Here is a 17570-nt window from a genome sequence, read left to right on the forward strand (position 1 = left end):
TAATTCAAGTGAATTTGTTTGAAAGAAGAACTTTAAAAGCTTTATTTTCACCCGATAAAATACCCATAAAACAAGAGGAAGCTCAAATGAGCTTCCTCTTGTGAAAAATTGTGGGACAGCAGTGAGCTGTAAGCTCCCTTTTTTACTAATTTTTTTCAATTTTTAGATGTCAATCTAGGCTTCAATAAATTAAGCACCTAAACGCATTAATTTCTCTTGAATCGCATCGCTTACAAAAGCATTAAGAGAATTATCACTTGATGCTAAAACAGCTTTACGGTGTAACTCAGGACTAATACGGACATTAAATGTACCTTTGAATGGCTGATCGGATTTTTTACCTAATTCAGCACAAGACTCTAAATATCCATCGACAGATTCCTGAAAAGCTTGTTCAAGAGTTTTTAATGTTTCTGCTTCATAAGTGATGAGATCACGGATAAATGCAAGCTTTCCAAATAACTCACCTGTTTCAAGATCAGGTTCAATTGTACCTAGATAACCTTTGTATTTTAAATAGCTCATAAAAATCCCTCCTGCTTGAGTGCCTGTTTTACAGATTTCAAAGCCCCACCTTTGATTTCATTTTCAGGGTGTGGCCTGTGCAGTAAAATCATGTGTTCAGTTTTCGTATTAAAAAAACGGACACGAGAGCCTGCCATTTCAAATTTTTCATAGCCGAGCTGATTCAGTAAAACGACTAAATCTTTATACGGAAATGTATTTTTTGAATTTCCAAATTTTTCCAGTAACTTTTCCGTTTTACCCATACTTCAGCCCTACTGCTATTGCAACTAAGTATAGTTACTTTTAAATAATAATTGCAACTATATTTAGTTGCAATTTCGTATAACAGCCCTTATGTTAAATCAGGTTTAAAACTTAATATCATGTGAATTAAAGTAGGTCGGATCAAACTCTATCTCTCCTATTTCATCCTCGATAATTTGCATGTAATCGTCATATCTTGGATGTTTGGGGTCTTGTAATGCATCTAAAATATCAAGATATCCAAAAATTCCTCCAATATCTTCAAATGGAGCATGATTTTGACCATCTATACAACATGGATATTTTTTATTTAAATCAGGAGATTGTCTGCTTTCTACAGTAATCAAATGTTCCCAACAATCGCCAAAATCATATGTATATATAATTTTTTTACCTACACGTAGAACTTCTTTCAATTTTTGTCTTTTATTGATCTTTTCATGCTTAATAGTCGTGAATTCATGTAAATGGCTATCTTCCCAATCAAAAGCGGATTGAATTGCCTTATGGAGCCTAGATAAAGTAGCTGCCGATGAAATTTGAATAGTTCTCCAGATTTCAGGATCACTACCTAGCAGACTAATTTTTAATTGAAAAACTTCATCAGAAGATTTGAGCTTTACAGTTCCCATAACAGCCTAGTTCTCAAAAAATAGTTTTAGTAAATCTAAAATTAACATAATACACGTTATACGAAATTCTTTAAATTTTCTATAAGCATCAATAGTTTAACTAAAGCCGTTTCAGTAAATAGCGCACTGAGACGGCTTTTTATTGATTCTTCACGTTTAACGCCTACTTTTTAAGCAATATTTCACGTTTTTTGTTAGTTAGATGCAACAATCATCATTTAAAGACGTAAAAAAGGCAGCTTCAGCTGCCTTTTGAAATCCCGAAAAATTAGATGCCGTATTTAACACGGTACGCTTCCATTTTCGCCAAGGCTTCAGTTTCGCCTTTTGCATCTAAGAAAGTCATTAAATCTTTCATAGTGATTAAAGCATGTACAGGAATTTCGAGTTCTTTTTGCACTTCTTGAATCGCAGACAAATCGCCCTGACCTTTTTCTTGACGGTCTAGCGCCACCAATACGCCCGCAATTTGTGCACCGGCATTTTTCAGAATAGTTACTACTTCACGAATCGCTGTACCCGCAGTGATCACATCATCAATGATCCAGACTTTTTTACCTTCAACAGACGCACCAACCAATACACCGCCTTCGCCATGGTCTTTCGCTTCTTTACGGTTAAAGCCCCAAGGTACGCTCACACCATGGTTTTGTGACAGTGCAACAGCCGTAGCGGCTACAAATGGAATACCTTTATAAGCTGGGCCAAAGACCACTTCCACATTATCGCATTGTGTTAATTTAGCTGCATAGCCAGAAGCCAATAATGATAAGGCTTCACCATCGTTCAGTAGACCTGCATTAAAAAAATAAGGACTCACACGACCCGATTTTAAAGTAAACTCACCAAATTTAAGCACACCACGTGATAATGCGAGTTCGATAAAAGCTTGTGGATTAAATGCCGCTTGCGCTGTCATGAGGTGCTCCATTTTTTTAAGTTTGAGGTTAAACCTGAGCATGATACCAAAGAGTAGCTATCCAAGTGATCAAAAAATTTTACGTGTCGTTTCAATTAATGTGAATGGTCTGCGTTCCGCTGAAAAAAAAGGTATTTTTGACTGGATGGCAACTTCAGATGCCGATGTCATCTGCATGCAAGAAAGCCGCATTACCCATGAACAATGGACCGATAAATTTAAACCCGAAGGTTGGTTTACACACCTTTTCCCTGCAGAACGCCCAGGCTATGCCGGTACTGCGATTTATAGCCGCCTACCCTTTGTATCAGTGAAAGATGGCTTAGGCTTTGAATTAGCCGATAGCCAAGGCCGCTTTATTTCTGCTGAGTTCGATTTAGGACTTGGACAAACTGCACATATTTGCTCGCTCTACCTGCCTTCTGGTTCATCGGGTGAAGAAGCTCAGGCACGTAAAGATTTATTTTTAAACGAATACAAACAAATTTTGAAGCAATGGCGTGCTGAAAATAAGTCAGTGATTGTTTGCGGTGACTACAACATCGTGCATAAACGTATTGATATTAAAAATTGGTCTGGGAACCAAAAGGCTTCGGGCTGCTTACCACATGAACGTGCATGGCTCGATCATATTTATGATGAACTTGGCTATGTCGACACCTTCCGTGAGGTACGTAAAGAAGCCGAGCTTTACTCTTGGTGGTCTAACCGAGGACAAGCACGTGCCAAAAATGTCGGTTGGCGTATTGACTACCATGCATGTTCGCCAGACTGGAAAGAACGTACTGTGAATGCTTGGGTATTCAAAGATGAGTGGTTTAGCGACCATGCCCCAGTGATTATTGACTATAAAATTTAAGCTCTCAGCAATTAATTGAGTGAACGATTGTTTACTAAATTAGAGGTTATTTCTCACATTACATGACGAATTTGTGGATTTATCTCACAACTCGAACGTAGCATTATGGTCGCACGGCAAAGGGACATGTCAGGATGACACAAAAGGATTGGACGCCGAAGGAAGTATAAAAACAAACTAAATGATTTAGCTTGTTTTCAAGGATGTGACAATGGACGTTGGACTGAGACCCGCATGATCAGGATGATTAAATGCGGGTTTTCTCTTTTCTAGCCCTCGCATCTCTAGACTCCCCCAAATAAAACAGCTAAAAATTCGATCTGCACAGCAAATTCTTATTCTCGCTTTATTTCTACTTCTGACCGTGCAACCTTAGGCTGAATTTTCTTGTTATCGCAGCGCTTTCTTTTCTGATTCGTTTTGTTCTGTAGGCTATTCTAAAACACCAAAATGTCGTTTTGATGACAATGCCTAATATTTACAGCATGCGACTTGTACAGCAAAACATTTATTTCTTAATCCACATCACGATCGTGCTTTGAGCATTGATGAATTAGCCTGTAGGATAATGCTGAATTGTATTTTTTATCTTATTGTTTTGAATAATTGAGGACACCTGTTCATGCTTAAAATTTATGGCATCAAAAACTGTAATACCATGAAAAAAGCTTTCGACTTGCTCAACGAATTAGGCCTGACCTACGAATTTCATGACTATAAAAAACAAGCGATTGATGCTGAAACCGTAAAAAAATGGCTCGATGCCAAAGGTGCTGATGTGATTCTCAACAAAAAAGGCACCACATGGAAAAGACTCAGTGAAGAAGAGCAACAGACAGCCTTAGCCAGTGAAGAAAATTTGATTCAGTGCTTAACAGCGCATAGCAGCATGATTAAACGCCCAGTACTGGATACAGGTAGCGACTTATTGGTTGGCTATGATGAAAACGCTTACCGTGCATTGAAATAAATGTTTTCATCACACTCATGCACTGCCCTTGTTCAATTTTGACTGAGCAAGCAGTCATAAAAAAAGCCTGACATCGTCAGGCTTTTTGTTGGAATCACGTCAAATTAGTTGGCGCGGATCCATGTTTGGTTACGACCTAAAGCAGCAACACCAATAAAGCCGCGAAGCTCTAATTTTTTGCCGCCATCAGCCAATTGACCTTTTAACTTGTAAGTTTTACCTGATTGAGGATCCAAAATTGAACCGCTCTCATAGCTTGTACCACCAACATTTTTAAGACCGGTCACAATACGTAAGCCTTTTAATGATTTATTGTGATATGGGCCTTCACATTTTTTACAAGCGTTCTCTTCACCTGGTGTCAAAACTGACTGAATGCTCGCAGAAAGCGTACCATTTTTTTGCTCAGTGAATTTTACAATCGCTTTTGGCTGCTTGGTTTTATCATCAATGGTTTTCCAAGTTGTACCATTTAGCGGATCTGCAGCATTTGCAAATGCGGCTAAACTCATCAATCCTAATGCTAGTGCAATTTTTTTCATTTTTGTTTATTTCCCTGGTCTGATATAGACGACATTAGTATCCAAAAGTCACAACAATTTATCAATTTTTGTATGTGACCGTTTAGTGTAACCTTGTAATTTGTGTTGGTAAATATGCTCACACGATTCCAAAAATAGAAAAAGATGGAAAGACAATGAAGATATCGCCACTGACGAAACAACTGATTACAGAAAGCATTTTAAAAACCACAATTCGTGGGCCGAGCCAATTCAATTTACCGCCCAATACTTTAAGGTTTGCTTTGGAACAAATGTGTCGTGCATTTCCCCAAAACCCCGATGTACAAATTCGTCCTATTCGCTTAGCCGGCTTAAAAGCCGAAGAAATCAAACCTCAACAGGCATCGACCCAACTCATTTTTCATATTCATGGGGGCGCATTTTTCTTGGGTTCGATGAACACGCATCGGGCGTTTCTGACTCAAGTTGCGGCACGCACGCAAATGCAAGTGTTACATTTGGATTATCCTTTATCCCCTGAAGCACAGTTCCCTGAAGCACTCGATGCCCTTTTTGATGTGTATGCGGTGTTATTAGATCAAGGGGTTCAAGCCAAAGATATTATTTTGTCAGGCGACTCTTGTGGTGCAAACTTGGCGCTTGCCTTAGCCCTTAAAATTCAACAGGAACAACTTCCACAAGTCAGTGGTTTGGTGTTAATGTCACCGTTTTTAGACTTGACGCTGAGCAGTGAGTCTTTGCGTTATAACCGTAAGCATGATGCGCTGTTAAGCATAGAAGCCCTCGAAACAGGCATTGATTATTATGTACCACGCTCGGTCGATCGAGCTGATCCATTGGTCTCGCCTTTTTTTGCCGAGCTCAAAGAACTACCTCCGATTCATATTCAAGTGGGTTCTAAAGAAATTTTATTGGATGATGCGCAGCGCTTTAAAGTCAAAGCAGAAGAAGCCGGCCTAGATGTCGAATTTATGCTGTACACTGGCATGTGGCATAACTTCCAAATGTTTAGCTCTTGGTTTGAAGAAGGACAACGTGCGCTGAGTGATTTAGCTGATTTTGCACACCGACTGGATCAGGACTAATCCGTGAAAACCAATTCCTGAAAACTGATCCCTGAAACTAATCAAAGTCACCATAAAAAAAGGTCAGCAGATGCTGACCTAAGAGGGAAATGTCATTCTGTTAAATGGCTTGAATTTGAGCCTGAGCTGTCGCCATTGCTTGTGCTTTCATGTCAGGTCCCATATTGACACCTTCGGCACGAATCACATCAATATCGCTAACACCTGTAAAATTAAATACGGCTTTTAATAAACCTTCTTGATAATCTACAGGGCTGTTATCGCCATACACGCCGCCACGACTGCTGGCAATATAGACTTTTTTATCACCTGCCAAGCCCACTGGACCTTGTTCTGTATATTTAAAGGTACGACCAGCAACACTGATACGGTCAATCCATGCTTTCAAAGTTGATGGCAAACCGAAGTTATACATAGCAGCACCAACCACAACCACATCGGCATCTAAATACTGTTGCAACAACTGCTCGCCTAAAGCCGATTGTTCTGCATTTTGACCCATCAAAATTTCACTGCTGAGATGTGGAATCTGCTGTACAGCTAAATCGAGATGTTGAACCTGTGCCGCATCACCATGTTTTTGCTGTAGCTGTTGTACAATTTCAGCGCTGAGTTGACGTGAAACTGAAGCGTCGCCCATGATGCTTGAATCAATATGCAGAATTTTCATGACTAAAACCTAAAGCTGTTGTTATTAACTTGAGCCTAGTGTAATCACTTTTCATAAATAGAATAATCCCGATCCTTATGACACTATGTTTTATTTTTAGAACAATCATTTTGAACTCGCAAAAAATTTAAAATTACTGAGCGGTTCTTGACCGTTATCAAGTGTAAATTTTCATGCTAATGTAAGCCTATAAAATGATATCTATATAAACTTTAAGAAAAAAACTGATAACTCGAACAGGGCAATGACACAGGATGACGGTGAAATCAAGCATACGTGACATGATCCTCCGCAATAGAATCGCCCAGTATTTACTGGAAGATGAAGTGGTGATGAATTGGAGTATCCTGAAAAAGTGTATGCTCATGCTGATGCTTGGCTCAGCCATTCATCTGCTTTGGATCATTTGGAAATTTTATGTTTATGTCACGCCAGAACTTTGGCAGTGGGTTAACCTTGAGCTCATCCACTCTCAATTGTGGACCAACATCGTCTTTTTTTGCTTAATGGTCCTGCTGATTTGGCCTTGCTATGCTGGAAAAGATAATCCCAAGATTCAGCTAATTTTACCTTATCTTTCGGTCGGCTTATTCGTCATTTCTTTATGTCGTGATGGTTATTTAATTGGCGTTATGAGTCCAGCCACCATGATCTCCTACGTGAGCCTTGTGACCGTTGGATTGGTGCTATTTACACGAAAAATCGTCTATAGCATGCTGATCCCAGCCACGATTTTTTTATCTATTTGCATGTATTTAAGCATCCGCGGCATTATCCCCTATGCCCCGATTTTTCAACCTCATGCCTATGGCTATCAAAATAGTTTTTGGCTCTTCTCAATGATCTTTTTCATTGTTCCTATTTTATTAACCTGTTTGGCTTTATTTGAAATCTTACTCAGCCAATGGCGTCATCGAGAGCATCTGATTCAAAAACTTAGTCAAGTCGACCCACTGACCAATTTATTTAATCGACGCAGTATCAATCAATGTTTGGAACAGCTCGATAGTGCTAAAACAGATACATATGCACTGGTCTTATTGGACTTAGACCATTTCAAACGCATCAATGATGAATATGGACACGATAAAGGCGATGAAACCTTGATTCTCGTCAGCCAAGTATTAAACCAACATTTACGCGGTAGTGATGTGGTTGGGCGGTTTGGCGGGGAAGAGTTTATTTTGGTGCTAAAAAATTCTAACTTAGAACAAGCGATATTCATTGCAGAGCGCTGTCGAAAAGCCATTGAGCAGCTTGAAATTTGGGGACATGATGGTCAGTCAATTCATGTGACAGCCAGTTTTGGCATTGCGATTTCTACGCCAGAATTGGTACCGCAACAATTGCTGACCCATGCAGATCAGGCGCTATATGCAGCTAAAGCTGGTGGCCGCAACATGGTGATGGCCTACACCGAACAACAAAGCTTTAGCCATTTGGTTTAAAACTTTTCTACAGCTCAGATGCGTCGTTGAGCTTTTAACGTGGATACTGTTCCATTCGACGGACTGGCTGTTCCTGTTGAGCAGCCGTGATCCATGCCTCCACAGAAGGATGCTGCAAAATCTTTTGCATATAACGACGTGTGTTGTCACTCAAGGGTAACTGAAAGGTCTGTAAACGTGTTACCACGGGTGCAAAAAACGCATCAGCAATACTAAACTCACCGCATAGAAAGCCATCCACCACAGTACGACTCGACCAAATCTGCTCGATTCGAGTCACTTCAGCACGCAATTCAGCATGTTCGGACCATAATATCTGACCATGACGACCATAATCCGCCTGCAGATTCATACTGCATAAGCTACGCAATTGCATAAAACTACTGTGCATTTCCGCGCAAATACTCCGTGCCCATGCACGTTGTGTGGGATCTTTGGGCCACAGTGGAAGCTCTTGAAACTGCTCTGCCAAATATTCACAAATCGCCAATGAGTCCCAAATCATCACAGCGTCATGTTGCAGTAGGGGCACCTTGCCATTGGCATGTAGGGCTAACATTTGCTGCTTGAACGCTCCGCCATCTGCTTCTTCAGAAAAAGGGATCAAGATCTCTTGAAAGGGTAAATTAAACGCATGTAACACCAACCACGGTCGCATAGACCACGTCGAATAGTTTTTATTGGCAATATATAATTGCATCATTTTTATTCTCCACGCGATTTAAATTTTTCCAATTGCGCGAGCAATTCCTTCTCACTAAAAGCACCCGTCAAGCGTAGTCCACGTATCTCTTGATGCGCTGTATCTAAAAATAAATAGGTTGGTGGCCCTAAAATATCCCATTGATTGAGCAGAACTTGATGGGTTGCATCATACTGACTCAAATCTAACTTAATTAAATAATACGGTGCCAAAGCCTGTTGTACTGCTGTCGATTTTAAAACTTTATGTTCAATCGGCTGACAGGCCACACACCAATCGGCATAGACATCAATAATTGCGGATTGACCTTGGGGAATTTCACTTAATAACCGTTGAAACTCTTCCGCTGTATGTGCCACATGCCAAGCACTTTGTTGTTGATTTTCTTCGACTAAAAAACGTTGGCTGTGTTGATATTGACTGTACACAATATAAGGTACGGCTGCACAGAACACCAAGATATACAACCATTTGAGCTGAGTACTGCGCCATAAAATGCGCCAAAGCACATAAGCGCTAAACACCAGACCCAGAGCAAGGGATAACCACTGTAACCAAGCTTCACTGATCAATGGTCGAATGAAATACAAAGCCAAGGCCAACATAATGAAAGCAAAGAGCACCTTGATTTGATTCATCCACAAACCCGCTTTAGGCAATACCCGTGAGCCAAGGACACTGGCCAACAATAGCGGTGTACCCATGCCAAAGCCGAGAGTGAATAACAATAATGCACCTTGCCACTGGCTTTGGGTTTGCGAAATAAATAATAATGCGCCTGCCAACGGTGCTGTCATGCAAGGACCGACCAGCAATGCAGAAATCATCCCCATGCCCCCTGCGCCAACGAGACTACCACCTTTTTGCATCGACTGAGCTTGGTCTAAGCGATTGACCCAACTGCGTGGCAATTTCAGCTCAAATAAACCAAATAAATTCAGGGCAAAAACCACAAAGAGCACGCTAAAGGCAATTAAAGTCGAGGGTTGTTGCAACCAACGCTGGAAATTCAAACCTGCTGACGAGGCCACCAAGCCAAGAATGGCATACACCATCGCCATACTGGTGACAAAAGTCAGTGCAATCATCCACGCTTTTAAACCTCGGCTGTCGCGGACAATCAGTGAGGTTAAAATCGGCAGCATTGGCAATGAACAAGGGGTAAAGGCCAACAAAAAACCCAAGCCAAAAAACAGGAAAAGGCCATAAAATATTGAGCTTTGTGCTAATTTTTCAGACCACATTTGGTCACTTGCGGTATAGCGATCAGAAGCCAGTGCAGCATTATCTGCCCGCTGCTGATCTAAACGATTCGCCGTAGGCTGTTCGGCAGTATTTTCTGCTGCAAAATCGAGTAAGCGTTTATTTGGACTGGCAAGATTTTGCTGTGTGACCAAGCCAGAAGCATCCGTTTCAAAGCTGATGCTCTGTGGTGGATAACACACCCGATCCTTGGCACAGCCTTGCCAACTGACTTGATAGGTCTGCAGTTTTTGAGTCGGAATTTTAAAACTCAACTGTTGGTAATACACCTGCGTATGACCATAGTTATCGTCTTTTAAATCCTCAGCAGCAGGCAAATCCAAAGCTAAAACTTGATTGCCCTGCTTCACCTCTATTTTGTGCTGATACAGATAATAATGCGCTGGAATATCCCAACTCAGCTCCGCCTGATCTGCACGATCAGAGACCACTGAGAAAGGAAAAGCATCTTCAGCTGAAAGTAATGCATCCTGAGCAGAGACGCCCATACTGAACGACAGCACAGCCGCTGCCGCAACATAAGTCCATTGTTTCATTCAGCTGAATTCATCCTCAGTCTGTATTTTTACGTTTTAAAATTTAGGTTTTTTTAGAACAGGTAAGATACGCCCAAACCTGACTGATAATTTTTATGACCGCCAGTGAGTTCTAGACCGACGCTCGCATCCAACTGCATACGATCCGAAACGGCATACGTTAGACCGGAAGCCAAAGAAACTTCCTGATCCGTACTCTCTGCTTTGCGATAAACCAGCTCAGAAAAGCCCGATAAATTACCCGCAATGTGATATTCCATTCCCGGAATTGCACTCACAGCCCAATCACCATCTTGAACCTCATAACGCATGGTCATTGAAGTCCCAATTGTATCGCTATAATCATAAGCCACGGCTGAAGTCAGACTATAAATGTCATCTTCAGCACTAAAGCCTTCATTACCTGTCGCAATAATAGCTTCAGCAAGAATAGCCATCGACAATTTCTCATCATTCAAATCAATAGCTTTTTTCAGGCCAATGCTGACATCACCCAAACCATCATCTTCAACTGAGCGACCCGCAACTTTGGTTTTAGACCATGCAGGACCTTGCCAACCCAATTGCAATTCCAAATCTTTTGCCAAACCAGTACGGAATAACATGTCTGCATTTAAAGTGGTGTTTTTTACTTTTTCACCATTTTCATCACGACTTTCACTATAGCTCGCTGCTGGCAAACTTTGTTCCCATGCCAAACGACCTACAGGGGTAATGCCTGTGCCCATACCCGCGCCCGGACGATCAAATGAAAAATCCGCCGCAAATGCAGACAGGCTCAAACTCGATAATGTTGCAATGCTTAAAACTTTAAATACAGTCATGTTTTTACTCACAATTATGCTAATTCTTTGGTCATTTTTGCGCCATGGCTACGCAAAAGCTCCAAGGTTTGTTTTTCTTCTTCCAATGCTTCCGACCAATTTACCGCGTCAAAATCACAGTCAAAAAATAATTCACTAATCGACGACAAAATGGTTAAACCATCGCTATCAATCATATTTGGATTCACTTTTTCATCCAATAAACGCTGTACCGCAGGGACACATGCTGCACTCGCGGCATCCCATAATGGACCATAAATTTCTTCAGCATCCCATAAATGCACATTGGCTTTGGCTTGAATCAGCGCTTCCAAGATTTGCATATGTACGTCTAAATGTTGTGTTTTCTGTTCTGCTGTTAAGGGTTGGCCTGCTTCATACGCTTCGCAAACCATTTCCCACCATTTAAACAAACCATCAGACCATACAGAAACCGCAGGTCCTTTTTCAAAGTCGATAAAATTTGGATTAAGACCATCTGCCAACAGGCGTTGCACCTGTGCAAGATCTTGTTCTTCTAACGCTTGCACAAAAAGCTGTTGTTGCGCTGTTAACATCTGGAAAGCTCACTTCAATTTATTTTGATCTATTATGCCGAATAAAGCTGCGTTTGTTTGAATTTCATGTAAAACAAAATACAAAACACACAAAAAAAGCCCCGCAGGGCTTTTTTTAAATTTTGAGACTTATTCGTCGTCTACGATATCATCCGCTTCAGCAAAAGCAGGTTGCGTACTGCGTGGGTTCTCTTTCTTTTCGAACACATGTTCAAGACTACGTTTAAGTCGATCAATTGCACCGTGAATAGCTGTATCTACATTATGACCACGATGGTTGACCACGACAGGCTTCAAACCTGCTGGACGCGCTTCAATCATACATTTGATGTCGTCGCTACCACCCTTGTCCCCATTTTCATCACTTAAATGCACCGAAAAGTGAGTAATGCGTTCACTATGGCGCTGAAATTCTTCATTAAGTTCTGCACGAACGTATGTAATTAATCGATCACTATTAGGAATGTTTTTATCTGTACGGATTTCTATGTTCATAATATCATCCTCATATCTATCTGTAATATCTATAAATATTTGTGCAAAACTTATTATCTTGGCACGTTACATTTGCTGTAAATGTTACAGCAATGACCATCTTCAACTTTGTATGGAACGTCGTCCTCCACATTGAATGATGAACACTTTAGAGTCTGCAGATCCGTGTCCTTATACTTCGAATATCGGTCTTAAGTTAGAATTTTGCAAGTGCTATTTTGATATTTTTTTAATACCCATACAAAAAGTAAGACTTTATTGTAGATTTGCATTGTTTTAATTGATTTGGGTCATATTTTTGTGCATTTCCTCGACGCCCACCTTCTATTTGCACAATTCCATTCAAACTCAAAATCTCGCTTTTACCGTCATCGATCATTCACAGCGTATTTCCCCTTCAAATTACAAAACAATTTTGCCGTTGAGTAAAATTTGGCTTTATTTTTGCTTAATAATCTGTATGCTTTCAGTGCTTCTCGGGGGAGATATTTTTTAATGAAACTTACACAAATCGTTGCATCATGTGCATTAGCATCTGCTGCTGCTTTCACTCAAGCTTCACCTATCGTATGGCAAGATTTCAGCTTAACTGGCCTATATGGTGAAAATTATGTTGTGCCTTTTGATGGTGACAACAATGAACAGAAAACGATCACAGCTGAATATGCCGCTAAACTGAAATATTCAGATGTATTCTTCTTCGTTGACCAAGCTTGGGACAAAGATGATGAAGCATCGACTTACCTTGAGCTTGCACCGCGCCTTAGCTTAGGCGAAGTTTCTGGTAAAGACCTTTCTATGGGGCCGATCAAAGACGTTCTGATTGCAACGACTTGGGAACATAATGCCGGCTACGACAAAAATTCTGAGTTTAATAACTTCTTGTATGGTATTGGCTTTGCTTTAGACATTCCATATACACAGTATGCAAACATCAACTTCTATAAAGCCGATAATGATTCTAAATCAGCCGGTACTAAAGATGATTATCAAATGACGATCACTTATGCTGTGCCATTTAAAATTGGCTCTGAAGATTTTCTAGTAGATGCTTTCCTTGACTGGTCAACAGCTGAAAAAGGGGCGCAAGCTAGTGAATTAAACTGGACAAGCCAATATAAATGGAATATAGGTAAGCATATCTCTCCTAAGACTAAGCTCTACGTAGGTGTTGAACACTCGGTTTGGAACAACAAATATGGCCTGAAAGGTCAGGACCAAAACGATGTCAGCGCTTTGGTGAAATACCACTTCTAAGTTCGACTCAGAACGCGATGAAGAAAAAAGCAAGGTTCATCACCTTGCTTTTTTTATGCCTAAGTTTTTAAATTGACTTTATTTTTATCAGAAATTTGCGCATGTCTTTTCTCATTCGACCTGCAACTCCACAAGACTTAGCGGCCATTCTCGCAATCTATAATCATGAAGTTCTCAACGGCTTTGCGACATGGAATGATCAAGCTTACACTCTTGACTCTTTTCAACAGAAATTGCTGGATTTCCAAAAGCAAAATTTTCCTTTTGTGGTGATTGAAGATCAGGATCAACAGCAAATCGCCGGTTATGCTGACTATGGTTCTTTCCGCCATTTTGCTGGCTATCGACATACTGTTGAGCATTCTGTCTATATTGACCCAAACTATGCTCGACAGGGTTTTGGTCAGCAATTATTAGAGCACCTAATTCAGCATGCAAAAAGCCAAAGTATGCATGTCATGATCGCTGGCATTGATCACGGCAATAGCGCCTCGATTGCCCTGCACAAAAAATTAGGCTTTAAGCAAACAGGTTATATGCCCGAAGTGGGACAAAAGTTTGGTGAATGGCGTGATCTGGTCCTGATGCAACTTCAGTTATAGCCCGTATTGAGCTGTGTTTATGGTAATTTATCCAAACGAATACCATCTTGTATCACACTCAGCACCGATAAATTATGACGCACCGCATCACGATAAAGATCTTGTAACTGTAAAAAAAGTAGTTTTAATTCGGCCAATTTAAGCTCTTGCTCAGGTGCGGTTTCTGCAATCGTGACCAAATAACGTTTTTTGATTTCATCCACGCTTAACTGTTGTAATGCCTGATGGATTTCTGCAACGCGAACTACAGTATTGTAATGCACTGCAAGGCTCAGTCCCGGTCGTCGCTCTGACAAAGGATGTTCTGCCTGAATGGCATAACTCAGTGCCGCAACTGACTCACTGTTCACGCTTAATAATGGATTCAACTCTTGCCACGCTTCCCCTAAAAAAAAGGAGTGTTGTACAAAAGGTGAATCCAAGACATCTTGAGGGGTTTCTGCTTCTAAAATCAGAGTTTCCAAATCATTCGGTGGGATCAAATATAATATCGCGTCCATATTCTTATCTTCTTGTTATGTCGTACATTTAGATTAATGTAATCCACACAAAAATAAAGCAGATATTTTGTATATTCGACTGCAGTTGATCGAATACTGATGGATGCCCATTCGCCCTTTACCAAAGTTTCAGTACTGCACTTAGCATCACTGAAGCACGACATGCTGAAGCTTCAAATGACGATACTGAGAACAACTTAAGCTTATGGTTTAAAACAAAAAAAATTTATGCCACTCGTTTTTTTGATGCCATTTCCATGACCAGCAACGATTTTTTGAGCGTAGTAAATTGAATGAAAAGAGTAACGAGCTTGATTGATACAAGCCCGCCACACATCGCAGTCAACTAAATGTTAAATCGCCACCAGTTCCCGAATGCCTTTTTCGGGCATTTCACTACCGACACCTTGTGCAATCACTTGCCCCCGCGCCATCACGGTATATTCATCTGCCAGTTCTTCTGCAAAATCATAAAACTGTTCAACCAAAACAATCGCCATTTCTCCGCCATCGGCTAACTGACGAATCACACGACCAATGTCTTTAATAATCGACGGCTGAATGCCTTCGGTCGGTTCATCTAAAATCAATACCCGTGGTTCGGAAGCGAGCGCACGGGCAATCGCCAATTGTTGCTGCTGACCACCGGATAAATCTCCACCTCGTCGATGTTTCATTTCATCCAATACGGGGAAAATCTCATAGAGATGTTCTGGCACTTTTCGGGTTTTAGCGCCTTTAAATTTTGCCATCCCAATCAAAATATTTTCTTCAACGGTCAAGGTTGAAAAAATGTCCCGTCCTTGCGGTACATAAGCCAAGCCTTCACGTACACGTTGCTCTGGACTCAGTTTAGAAATGTCTTTGCCATCCAGTAAGATCTGCCCAGACTTGATCGGTAAAATGCCCATTAAACATTTTAAGAGGGTGGTTTTACCCACACCATTTCGCCCGAGCACCACTGAACATGCCCCCACGGGAGCGGCAAATGTCACATCTCTTAAAATATGACTGCCACCATAAAACTGATTGACGTCTTTGACTTCTAACATGGTCTGCTCCTTAACGTCCGAGATATTTTTCAATGACATCTTCATTGGCTTGGACTTCGGCTAATGTACCCTCGGCCAAAATCGCACCTTGCGCCAACACGGTGACTTTTTCACTGATGGTGTCAATAAAGCTCATGTCATGTTCAACCACTACAAGGGTGTGGTTCTTTTTCAACTCTAAACACAGCTCAGCAGTGCGCTCTGTTTCAGCATCGGTCATCCCTGCTACGGGTTCATCTAGCAGAATCAACTTTGGACGCTGCATCAGTAGCATGCCTATTTCTAACCACTGCTTTTGACCATGTGACAACAGCCCTGCCGGTTTATGGATTAATTCTTCTAAGCGGATTTGTGCTAAAGATTCGTCCAAGGCATTTTGCGCATCCGGATCAAGCGTGCTGAAAAAACTCTTTTTCACCCGCTTATCTTTCGGCGCTGCCAATAACAGGTTTTCCATCACGGTAAAATTTTCAAATACAGTTGGCTTTTGAAACTTACGACCGATCCCTGCTTCTGCAATTTGCTCTGTGCTCATTTTTGCCAAATCATAGGTTTGCCCAAAAAAAGCCGAACCTTCTGTTGGGCGAGTTTTCCCCGTAATCACATCCATCAGCGTGGTTTTGCCTGCACCATTGGGACCAATGATGCAGCGCAGCTCACCTTCTTTGATATATAACGACAAATCATTTAATGCACGGAAAGAATCAAACCAAACGCTGACTTTTTCCAAATACAGGGCTATACCGTGACTGAAATCCGCACCCTGCTCCTTCGGTCGTCCATAACCTTCAACAGCATGACCGCCATGCGGTTGAACCCATTGATCATTCATTCACTGCGCTCCTTTTTAAACCGCTCTAATAGCCCAATCACGCCTTTTGGCAGAAATATCGTTACCACAATAAACAGCGCACCTAAAATCAATAGCCATGCCTCTGGATAAGCCACCGTGAAATAGGTCTTCACTCCGTTGATTAAACCTGCACCCAATATCGGGCCAATCAGCGTACCGCGCCCCCCTGCAGCCACCCACACCGCCATTTCAATCGAATTGACAGGGTTCATTTCACTCGGGTTAATAATGCCGACTTGAGGGACATACAAAGCACCTGCAATCCCTGCGATCACAGCGGACAATACCCATGCAGAGAGCTTGTACCATAAGGTGCGGTAACCTAAATATTGCAAACGGTTTTCACTGTCACGAATTGCACCAAGTACACGACCATAGGGTTTATTCATCAGGTGGCGTAAACCGACAAAACAGACCAGCAAAGTCAGTGCCGTGAGGAAACACAAGGTTGCTCGCATTGGTGCAGAGGTAATATCCATGCCTAAGATAGTTTTAAAACCGGTAAAGCCGTTGTTACCGCCAAAGCCTGTTTCATTGCGGAAAAACAGTAGTGCCGCCGCAAAGGTCATGGCTTGAGTGATAATTGAAAAATACACGCCTTTAATTTTGGAGCGGAAGGCAAAGAAGCCAAAAATGAAGGCAATCAATCCCGGAACTAAAACCACCAAAGCCAATGCCCACACGATATGTTCAGTACCCATCCAGTACCACGGTAGCTCAGTCCAACTCAAAAAGCGCATAAAGTCGGGTAAGCCATCGCCTGCCGCCTCACGCATGAGATACATGCCAAAGGCATAGCCGCCCAAGGCAAAGTACAGACCATGTCCCAAACTTAAAATGCCGGCATAGCCCCAAACCAAATCTAAGGCCAATGCCACCAAGGCGAGACACATAATCTTGCCAATGAGCGTGACCCAATACGCTGATAAATGCAGTGCTGAATCGGCTGGCAATACATGTAACCAAGGCAAAATCAGCAAAATGGCAAAGCACACGGCAATCGCCATACCGCTATAGGGTTTATCCGATAATAACGAAGTGATTTTCATG

21 protein-coding genes are annotated in these 17570 nt (G+C 41.5%); 6 read left to right on the forward strand and 15 right to left on the reverse strand.

Features of this window, described 5'->3' with window-relative positions; genetic code table 11:
* Positions 1–189: 189 nt before the first annotated feature.
* The 4 genes from FTT94_RS12780 to pyrE all read right to left on the reverse strand — a co-directional run bounded on the left by FTT94_RS12780 (position 190) and on the right by pyrE (position 2322).
* The gene (locus FTT94_RS12780) at positions 190–525 is read right to left on the reverse strand and encodes a type II toxin-antitoxin system HicB family antitoxin (protein ID WP_180170908.1); all 336 of its coding nucleotides are present in this window, start codon (positions 523–525) and stop codon (positions 190–192) included.
* Entirely contained in the window at positions 522–770 is a 249-nt protein-coding gene (locus tag FTT94_RS12785) for a type II toxin-antitoxin system HicA family toxin (protein ID WP_044425274.1), read from the reverse strand. Before FTT94_RS12785 ends, FTT94_RS12780 begins: the two co-directional genes overlap by 4 nt.
* A gap of 105 nt (positions 771–875) precedes the next feature.
* On the reverse strand, positions 876–1403 hold the full coding sequence (locus tag FTT94_RS12790) for a plasmid pRiA4b ORF-3 family protein (protein ID WP_000537572.1): 528 nt from the start codon (positions 1401–1403) through the stop codon (positions 876–878).
* 268 nt (positions 1404–1671) lie between these two features.
* On the reverse strand, positions 1672–2322 hold the full coding sequence (gene pyrE, locus FTT94_RS12795) for an orotate phosphoribosyltransferase (RefSeq protein WP_180041430.1): 651 nt from the start codon (positions 2320–2322) through the stop codon (positions 1672–1674).
* 40 nt (positions 2323–2362) lie between these two features.
* Between pyrE and FTT94_RS12800 the strand changes: the two genes are divergently transcribed.
* Both FTT94_RS12800 and FTT94_RS12805 read left to right on the forward strand, forming a co-directional pair.
* Positions 2363–3181 carry an exodeoxyribonuclease III gene (locus tag FTT94_RS12800; RefSeq protein WP_180054178.1) on the forward strand — a complete coding sequence of 273 codons (819 nt, stop codon included), beginning with the start codon at positions 2363–2365 and terminating at the stop codon, positions 3179–3181.
* 622 nt (positions 3182–3803) lie between these two features.
* Positions 3804–4151: a Spx/MgsR family RNA polymerase-binding regulatory protein gene (locus FTT94_RS12805; RefSeq protein ID WP_168379696.1), complete on the forward strand. Its 348-nt coding sequence runs from the start codon at positions 3804–3806 to the stop codon at positions 4149–4151.
* 104 nt (positions 4152–4255) lie between these two features.
* Here the strand turns inward: FTT94_RS12805 and FTT94_RS12810 are convergent, their stop codons facing one another.
* Positions 4256–4693, reverse strand: a complete 438-nt coding sequence (locus FTT94_RS12810; RefSeq protein ID WP_078190586.1) for a DUF2147 domain-containing protein — start codon at positions 4691–4693, stop codon at positions 4256–4258.
* A 155-nt stretch (positions 4694–4848) separates the two neighbouring features.
* Between FTT94_RS12810 and FTT94_RS12815 the strand changes: the two genes are divergently transcribed.
* The gene (locus tag FTT94_RS12815; RefSeq protein ID WP_180022332.1) at positions 4849–5760 is read left to right on the forward strand and encodes an alpha/beta hydrolase; all 912 of its coding nucleotides are present in this window, start codon (positions 4849–4851) and stop codon (positions 5758–5760) included.
* A 100-nt stretch (positions 5761–5860) separates the two neighbouring features.
* Here the strand turns inward: FTT94_RS12815 and FTT94_RS12820 are convergent, their stop codons facing one another.
* Positions 5861–6430 (reverse strand): FMN-dependent NADH-azoreductase, encoded by a 570-nt coding sequence (locus FTT94_RS12820; protein ID WP_078190588.1) that lies wholly within the window; start codon positions 6428–6430, stop codon positions 5861–5863.
* 281 nt (positions 6431–6711) lie between these two features.
* Here FTT94_RS12820 and FTT94_RS12825 point away from each other — a divergent pair, with 281 nt between their 5' ends.
* On the forward strand, positions 6712–7878 hold the full coding sequence (locus tag FTT94_RS12825) for a GGDEF domain-containing protein (RefSeq protein ID WP_257222616.1): 1167 nt from the start codon (positions 6712–6714) through the stop codon (positions 7876–7878).
* Positions 7879–7912: 34 nt separating this feature from the next.
* On the opposite strand, the gene FTT94_RS12830 is transcribed toward FTT94_RS12825, so the two are convergent.
* The 5 genes from FTT94_RS12830 to FTT94_RS12850 all read right to left on the reverse strand — a co-directional run bounded on the left by FTT94_RS12830 (position 7913) and on the right by FTT94_RS12850 (position 12256).
* Positions 7913–8581, reverse strand: a complete 669-nt coding sequence (locus FTT94_RS12830) for a glutathione S-transferase family protein (protein ID WP_180170909.1) — start codon at positions 8579–8581, stop codon at positions 7913–7915.
* A gap of 2 nt (positions 8582–8583) precedes the next feature.
* On the reverse strand, positions 8584–10380 hold the full coding sequence (dsbD, locus tag FTT94_RS12835) for a protein-disulfide reductase DsbD (protein ID WP_180170910.1): 1797 nt from the start codon (positions 10378–10380) through the stop codon (positions 8584–8586).
* 53 nt (positions 10381–10433) lie between these two features.
* Positions 10434–11204 (reverse strand): transporter, encoded by a 771-nt coding sequence (locus FTT94_RS12840; protein WP_168379690.1) that lies wholly within the window; start codon positions 11202–11204, stop codon positions 10434–10436.
* A gap of 14 nt (positions 11205–11218) precedes the next feature.
* The gene (locus FTT94_RS12845; protein WP_078190592.1) at positions 11219–11761 is read right to left on the reverse strand and encodes an ankyrin repeat domain-containing protein; all 543 of its coding nucleotides are present in this window, start codon (positions 11759–11761) and stop codon (positions 11219–11221) included.
* Positions 11762–11890: 129 nt separating this feature from the next.
* Positions 11891–12256, reverse strand: coding sequence for an HPF/RaiA family ribosome-associated protein (locus FTT94_RS12850; protein WP_180170911.1), 366 nt, complete (start codon positions 12254–12256; stop codon positions 11891–11893).
* 495 nt (positions 12257–12751) lie between these two features.
* Here FTT94_RS12850 and FTT94_RS12855 point away from each other — a divergent pair, with 495 nt between their 5' ends.
* Positions 12752–13513, forward strand: coding sequence for an outer membrane protein OmpK (locus FTT94_RS12855; RefSeq protein ID WP_168379688.1), 762 nt, complete (start codon positions 12752–12754; stop codon positions 13511–13513).
* Between the two features lie 101 nt (positions 13514–13614).
* Positions 13615–14115 carry a GNAT family N-acetyltransferase gene (locus tag FTT94_RS12860; protein ID WP_180170912.1) on the forward strand — a complete coding sequence of 167 codons (501 nt, stop codon included), beginning with the start codon at positions 13615–13617 and terminating at the stop codon, positions 14113–14115.
* A 17-nt stretch (positions 14116–14132) separates the two neighbouring features.
* Here the strand turns inward: FTT94_RS12860 and FTT94_RS12865 are convergent, their stop codons facing one another.
* The 4 genes from FTT94_RS12865 to urtC form a co-directional block, all read right to left on the reverse strand.
* The gene (locus FTT94_RS12865; protein ID WP_180116803.1) at positions 14133–14615 is read right to left on the reverse strand and encodes a DUF1877 family protein; all 483 of its coding nucleotides are present in this window, start codon (positions 14613–14615) and stop codon (positions 14133–14135) included.
* A gap of 353 nt (positions 14616–14968) precedes the next feature.
* Positions 14969–15667: an urea ABC transporter ATP-binding subunit UrtE gene (gene urtE / locus FTT94_RS12870; RefSeq protein ID WP_068532840.1), complete on the reverse strand. Its 699-nt coding sequence runs from the start codon at positions 15665–15667 to the stop codon at positions 14969–14971.
* A gap of 10 nt (positions 15668–15677) precedes the next feature.
* Positions 15678–16499: an urea ABC transporter ATP-binding protein UrtD gene (gene urtD, locus FTT94_RS12875; RefSeq protein ID WP_180170913.1), complete on the reverse strand. Its 822-nt coding sequence runs from the start codon at positions 16497–16499 to the stop codon at positions 15678–15680.
* Positions 16496–17569: an urea ABC transporter permease subunit UrtC gene (urtC, locus tag FTT94_RS12880; protein ID WP_068532834.1), complete on the reverse strand. Its 1074-nt coding sequence runs from the start codon at positions 17567–17569 to the stop codon at positions 16496–16498. The genes urtD and urtC overlap by 4 nt, the downstream gene beginning before the upstream one ends.
* Position 17570: the final 1 nt, after the last annotated feature.

This window comes from Acinetobacter sp. YH12027 (genome assembly GCF_013420085.1).
Lineage (GTDB): Bacteria > Pseudomonadota > Gammaproteobacteria > Pseudomonadales > Moraxellaceae > Acinetobacter > Acinetobacter amyesii.

Bases quoted from the DNA above. Each gene is read 5' to 3' on its own strand.
- FTT94_RS12780 (WP_180170908.1), bottom strand. From the start codon at position 525: ATGAGCTATTTAAAATACAAAGGTTATCTAGGTACAATTGAACCTGAT.
- FTT94_RS12785 (WP_044425274.1), bottom strand. From the start codon at position 770: ATGGGTAAAACGGAAAAGTTACTGGAAAAATTTGGAAATTCAAAAAAT.
- FTT94_RS12790 (WP_000537572.1), bottom strand. From the start codon at position 1,403: ATGGGAACTGTAAAGCTCAAATCTTCTGATGAAGTTTTTCAATTAAAA.
- pyrE (WP_180041430.1), bottom strand. From the start codon at position 2,322: ATGACAGCGCAAGCGGCATTTAATCCACAAGCTTTTATCGAACTCGCA.
- FTT94_RS12800 (WP_180054178.1), top strand. From the start codon at position 2,363: ATGATACCAAAGAGTAGCTATCCAAGTGATCAAAAAATTTTACGTGTC.
- FTT94_RS12805 (WP_168379696.1), top strand. From the start codon at position 3,804: ATGCTTAAAATTTATGGCATCAAAAACTGTAATACCATGAAAAAAGCT.
- FTT94_RS12810 (WP_078190586.1), bottom strand. From the start codon at position 4,693: ATGAAAAAAATTGCACTAGCATTAGGATTGATGAGTTTAGCCGCATTT.
- FTT94_RS12815 (WP_180022332.1), top strand. From the start codon at position 4,849: ATGAAGATATCGCCACTGACGAAACAACTGATTACAGAAAGCATTTTA.
- FTT94_RS12820 (WP_078190588.1), bottom strand. From the start codon at position 6,430: ATGAAAATTCTGCATATTGATTCAAGCATCATGGGCGACGCTTCAGTT.
- FTT94_RS12825 (WP_257222616.1), top strand. From the start codon at position 6,712: ATGATCCTCCGCAATAGAATCGCCCAGTATTTACTGGAAGATGAAGTG.
- FTT94_RS12830 (WP_180170909.1), bottom strand. From the start codon at position 8,581: ATGATGCAATTATATATTGCCAATAAAAACTATTCGACGTGGTCTATG.
- dsbD (WP_180170910.1), bottom strand. From the start codon at position 10,380: ATGAAACAATGGACTTATGTTGCGGCAGCGGCTGTGCTGTCGTTCAGT.
- FTT94_RS12840 (WP_168379690.1), bottom strand. From the start codon at position 11,204: ATGACTGTATTTAAAGTTTTAAGCATTGCAACATTATCGAGTTTGAGC.
- FTT94_RS12845 (WP_078190592.1), bottom strand. From the start codon at position 11,761: ATGTTAACAGCGCAACAACAGCTTTTTGTGCAAGCGTTAGAAGAACAA.
- FTT94_RS12850 (WP_180170911.1), bottom strand. From the start codon at position 12,256: ATGAACATAGAAATCCGTACAGATAAAAACATTCCTAATAGTGATCGA.
- FTT94_RS12855 (WP_168379688.1), top strand. From the start codon at position 12,752: ATGAAACTTACACAAATCGTTGCATCATGTGCATTAGCATCTGCTGCT.
- FTT94_RS12860 (WP_180170912.1), top strand. From the start codon at position 13,615: ATGTCTTTTCTCATTCGACCTGCAACTCCACAAGACTTAGCGGCCATT.
- FTT94_RS12865 (WP_180116803.1), bottom strand. From the start codon at position 14,615: ATGGACGCGATATTATATTTGATCCCACCGAATGATTTGGAAACTCTG.
- urtE (WP_068532840.1), bottom strand. From the start codon at position 15,667: ATGTTAGAAGTCAAAGACGTCAATCAGTTTTATGGTGGCAGTCATATT.
- urtD (WP_180170913.1), bottom strand. From the start codon at position 16,499: ATGAATGATCAATGGGTTCAACCGCATGGCGGTCATGCTGTTGAAGGT.
- urtC (WP_068532834.1), bottom strand. From the start codon at position 17,569: ATGAAAATCACTTCGTTATTATCGGATAAACCCTATAGCGGTATGGCG.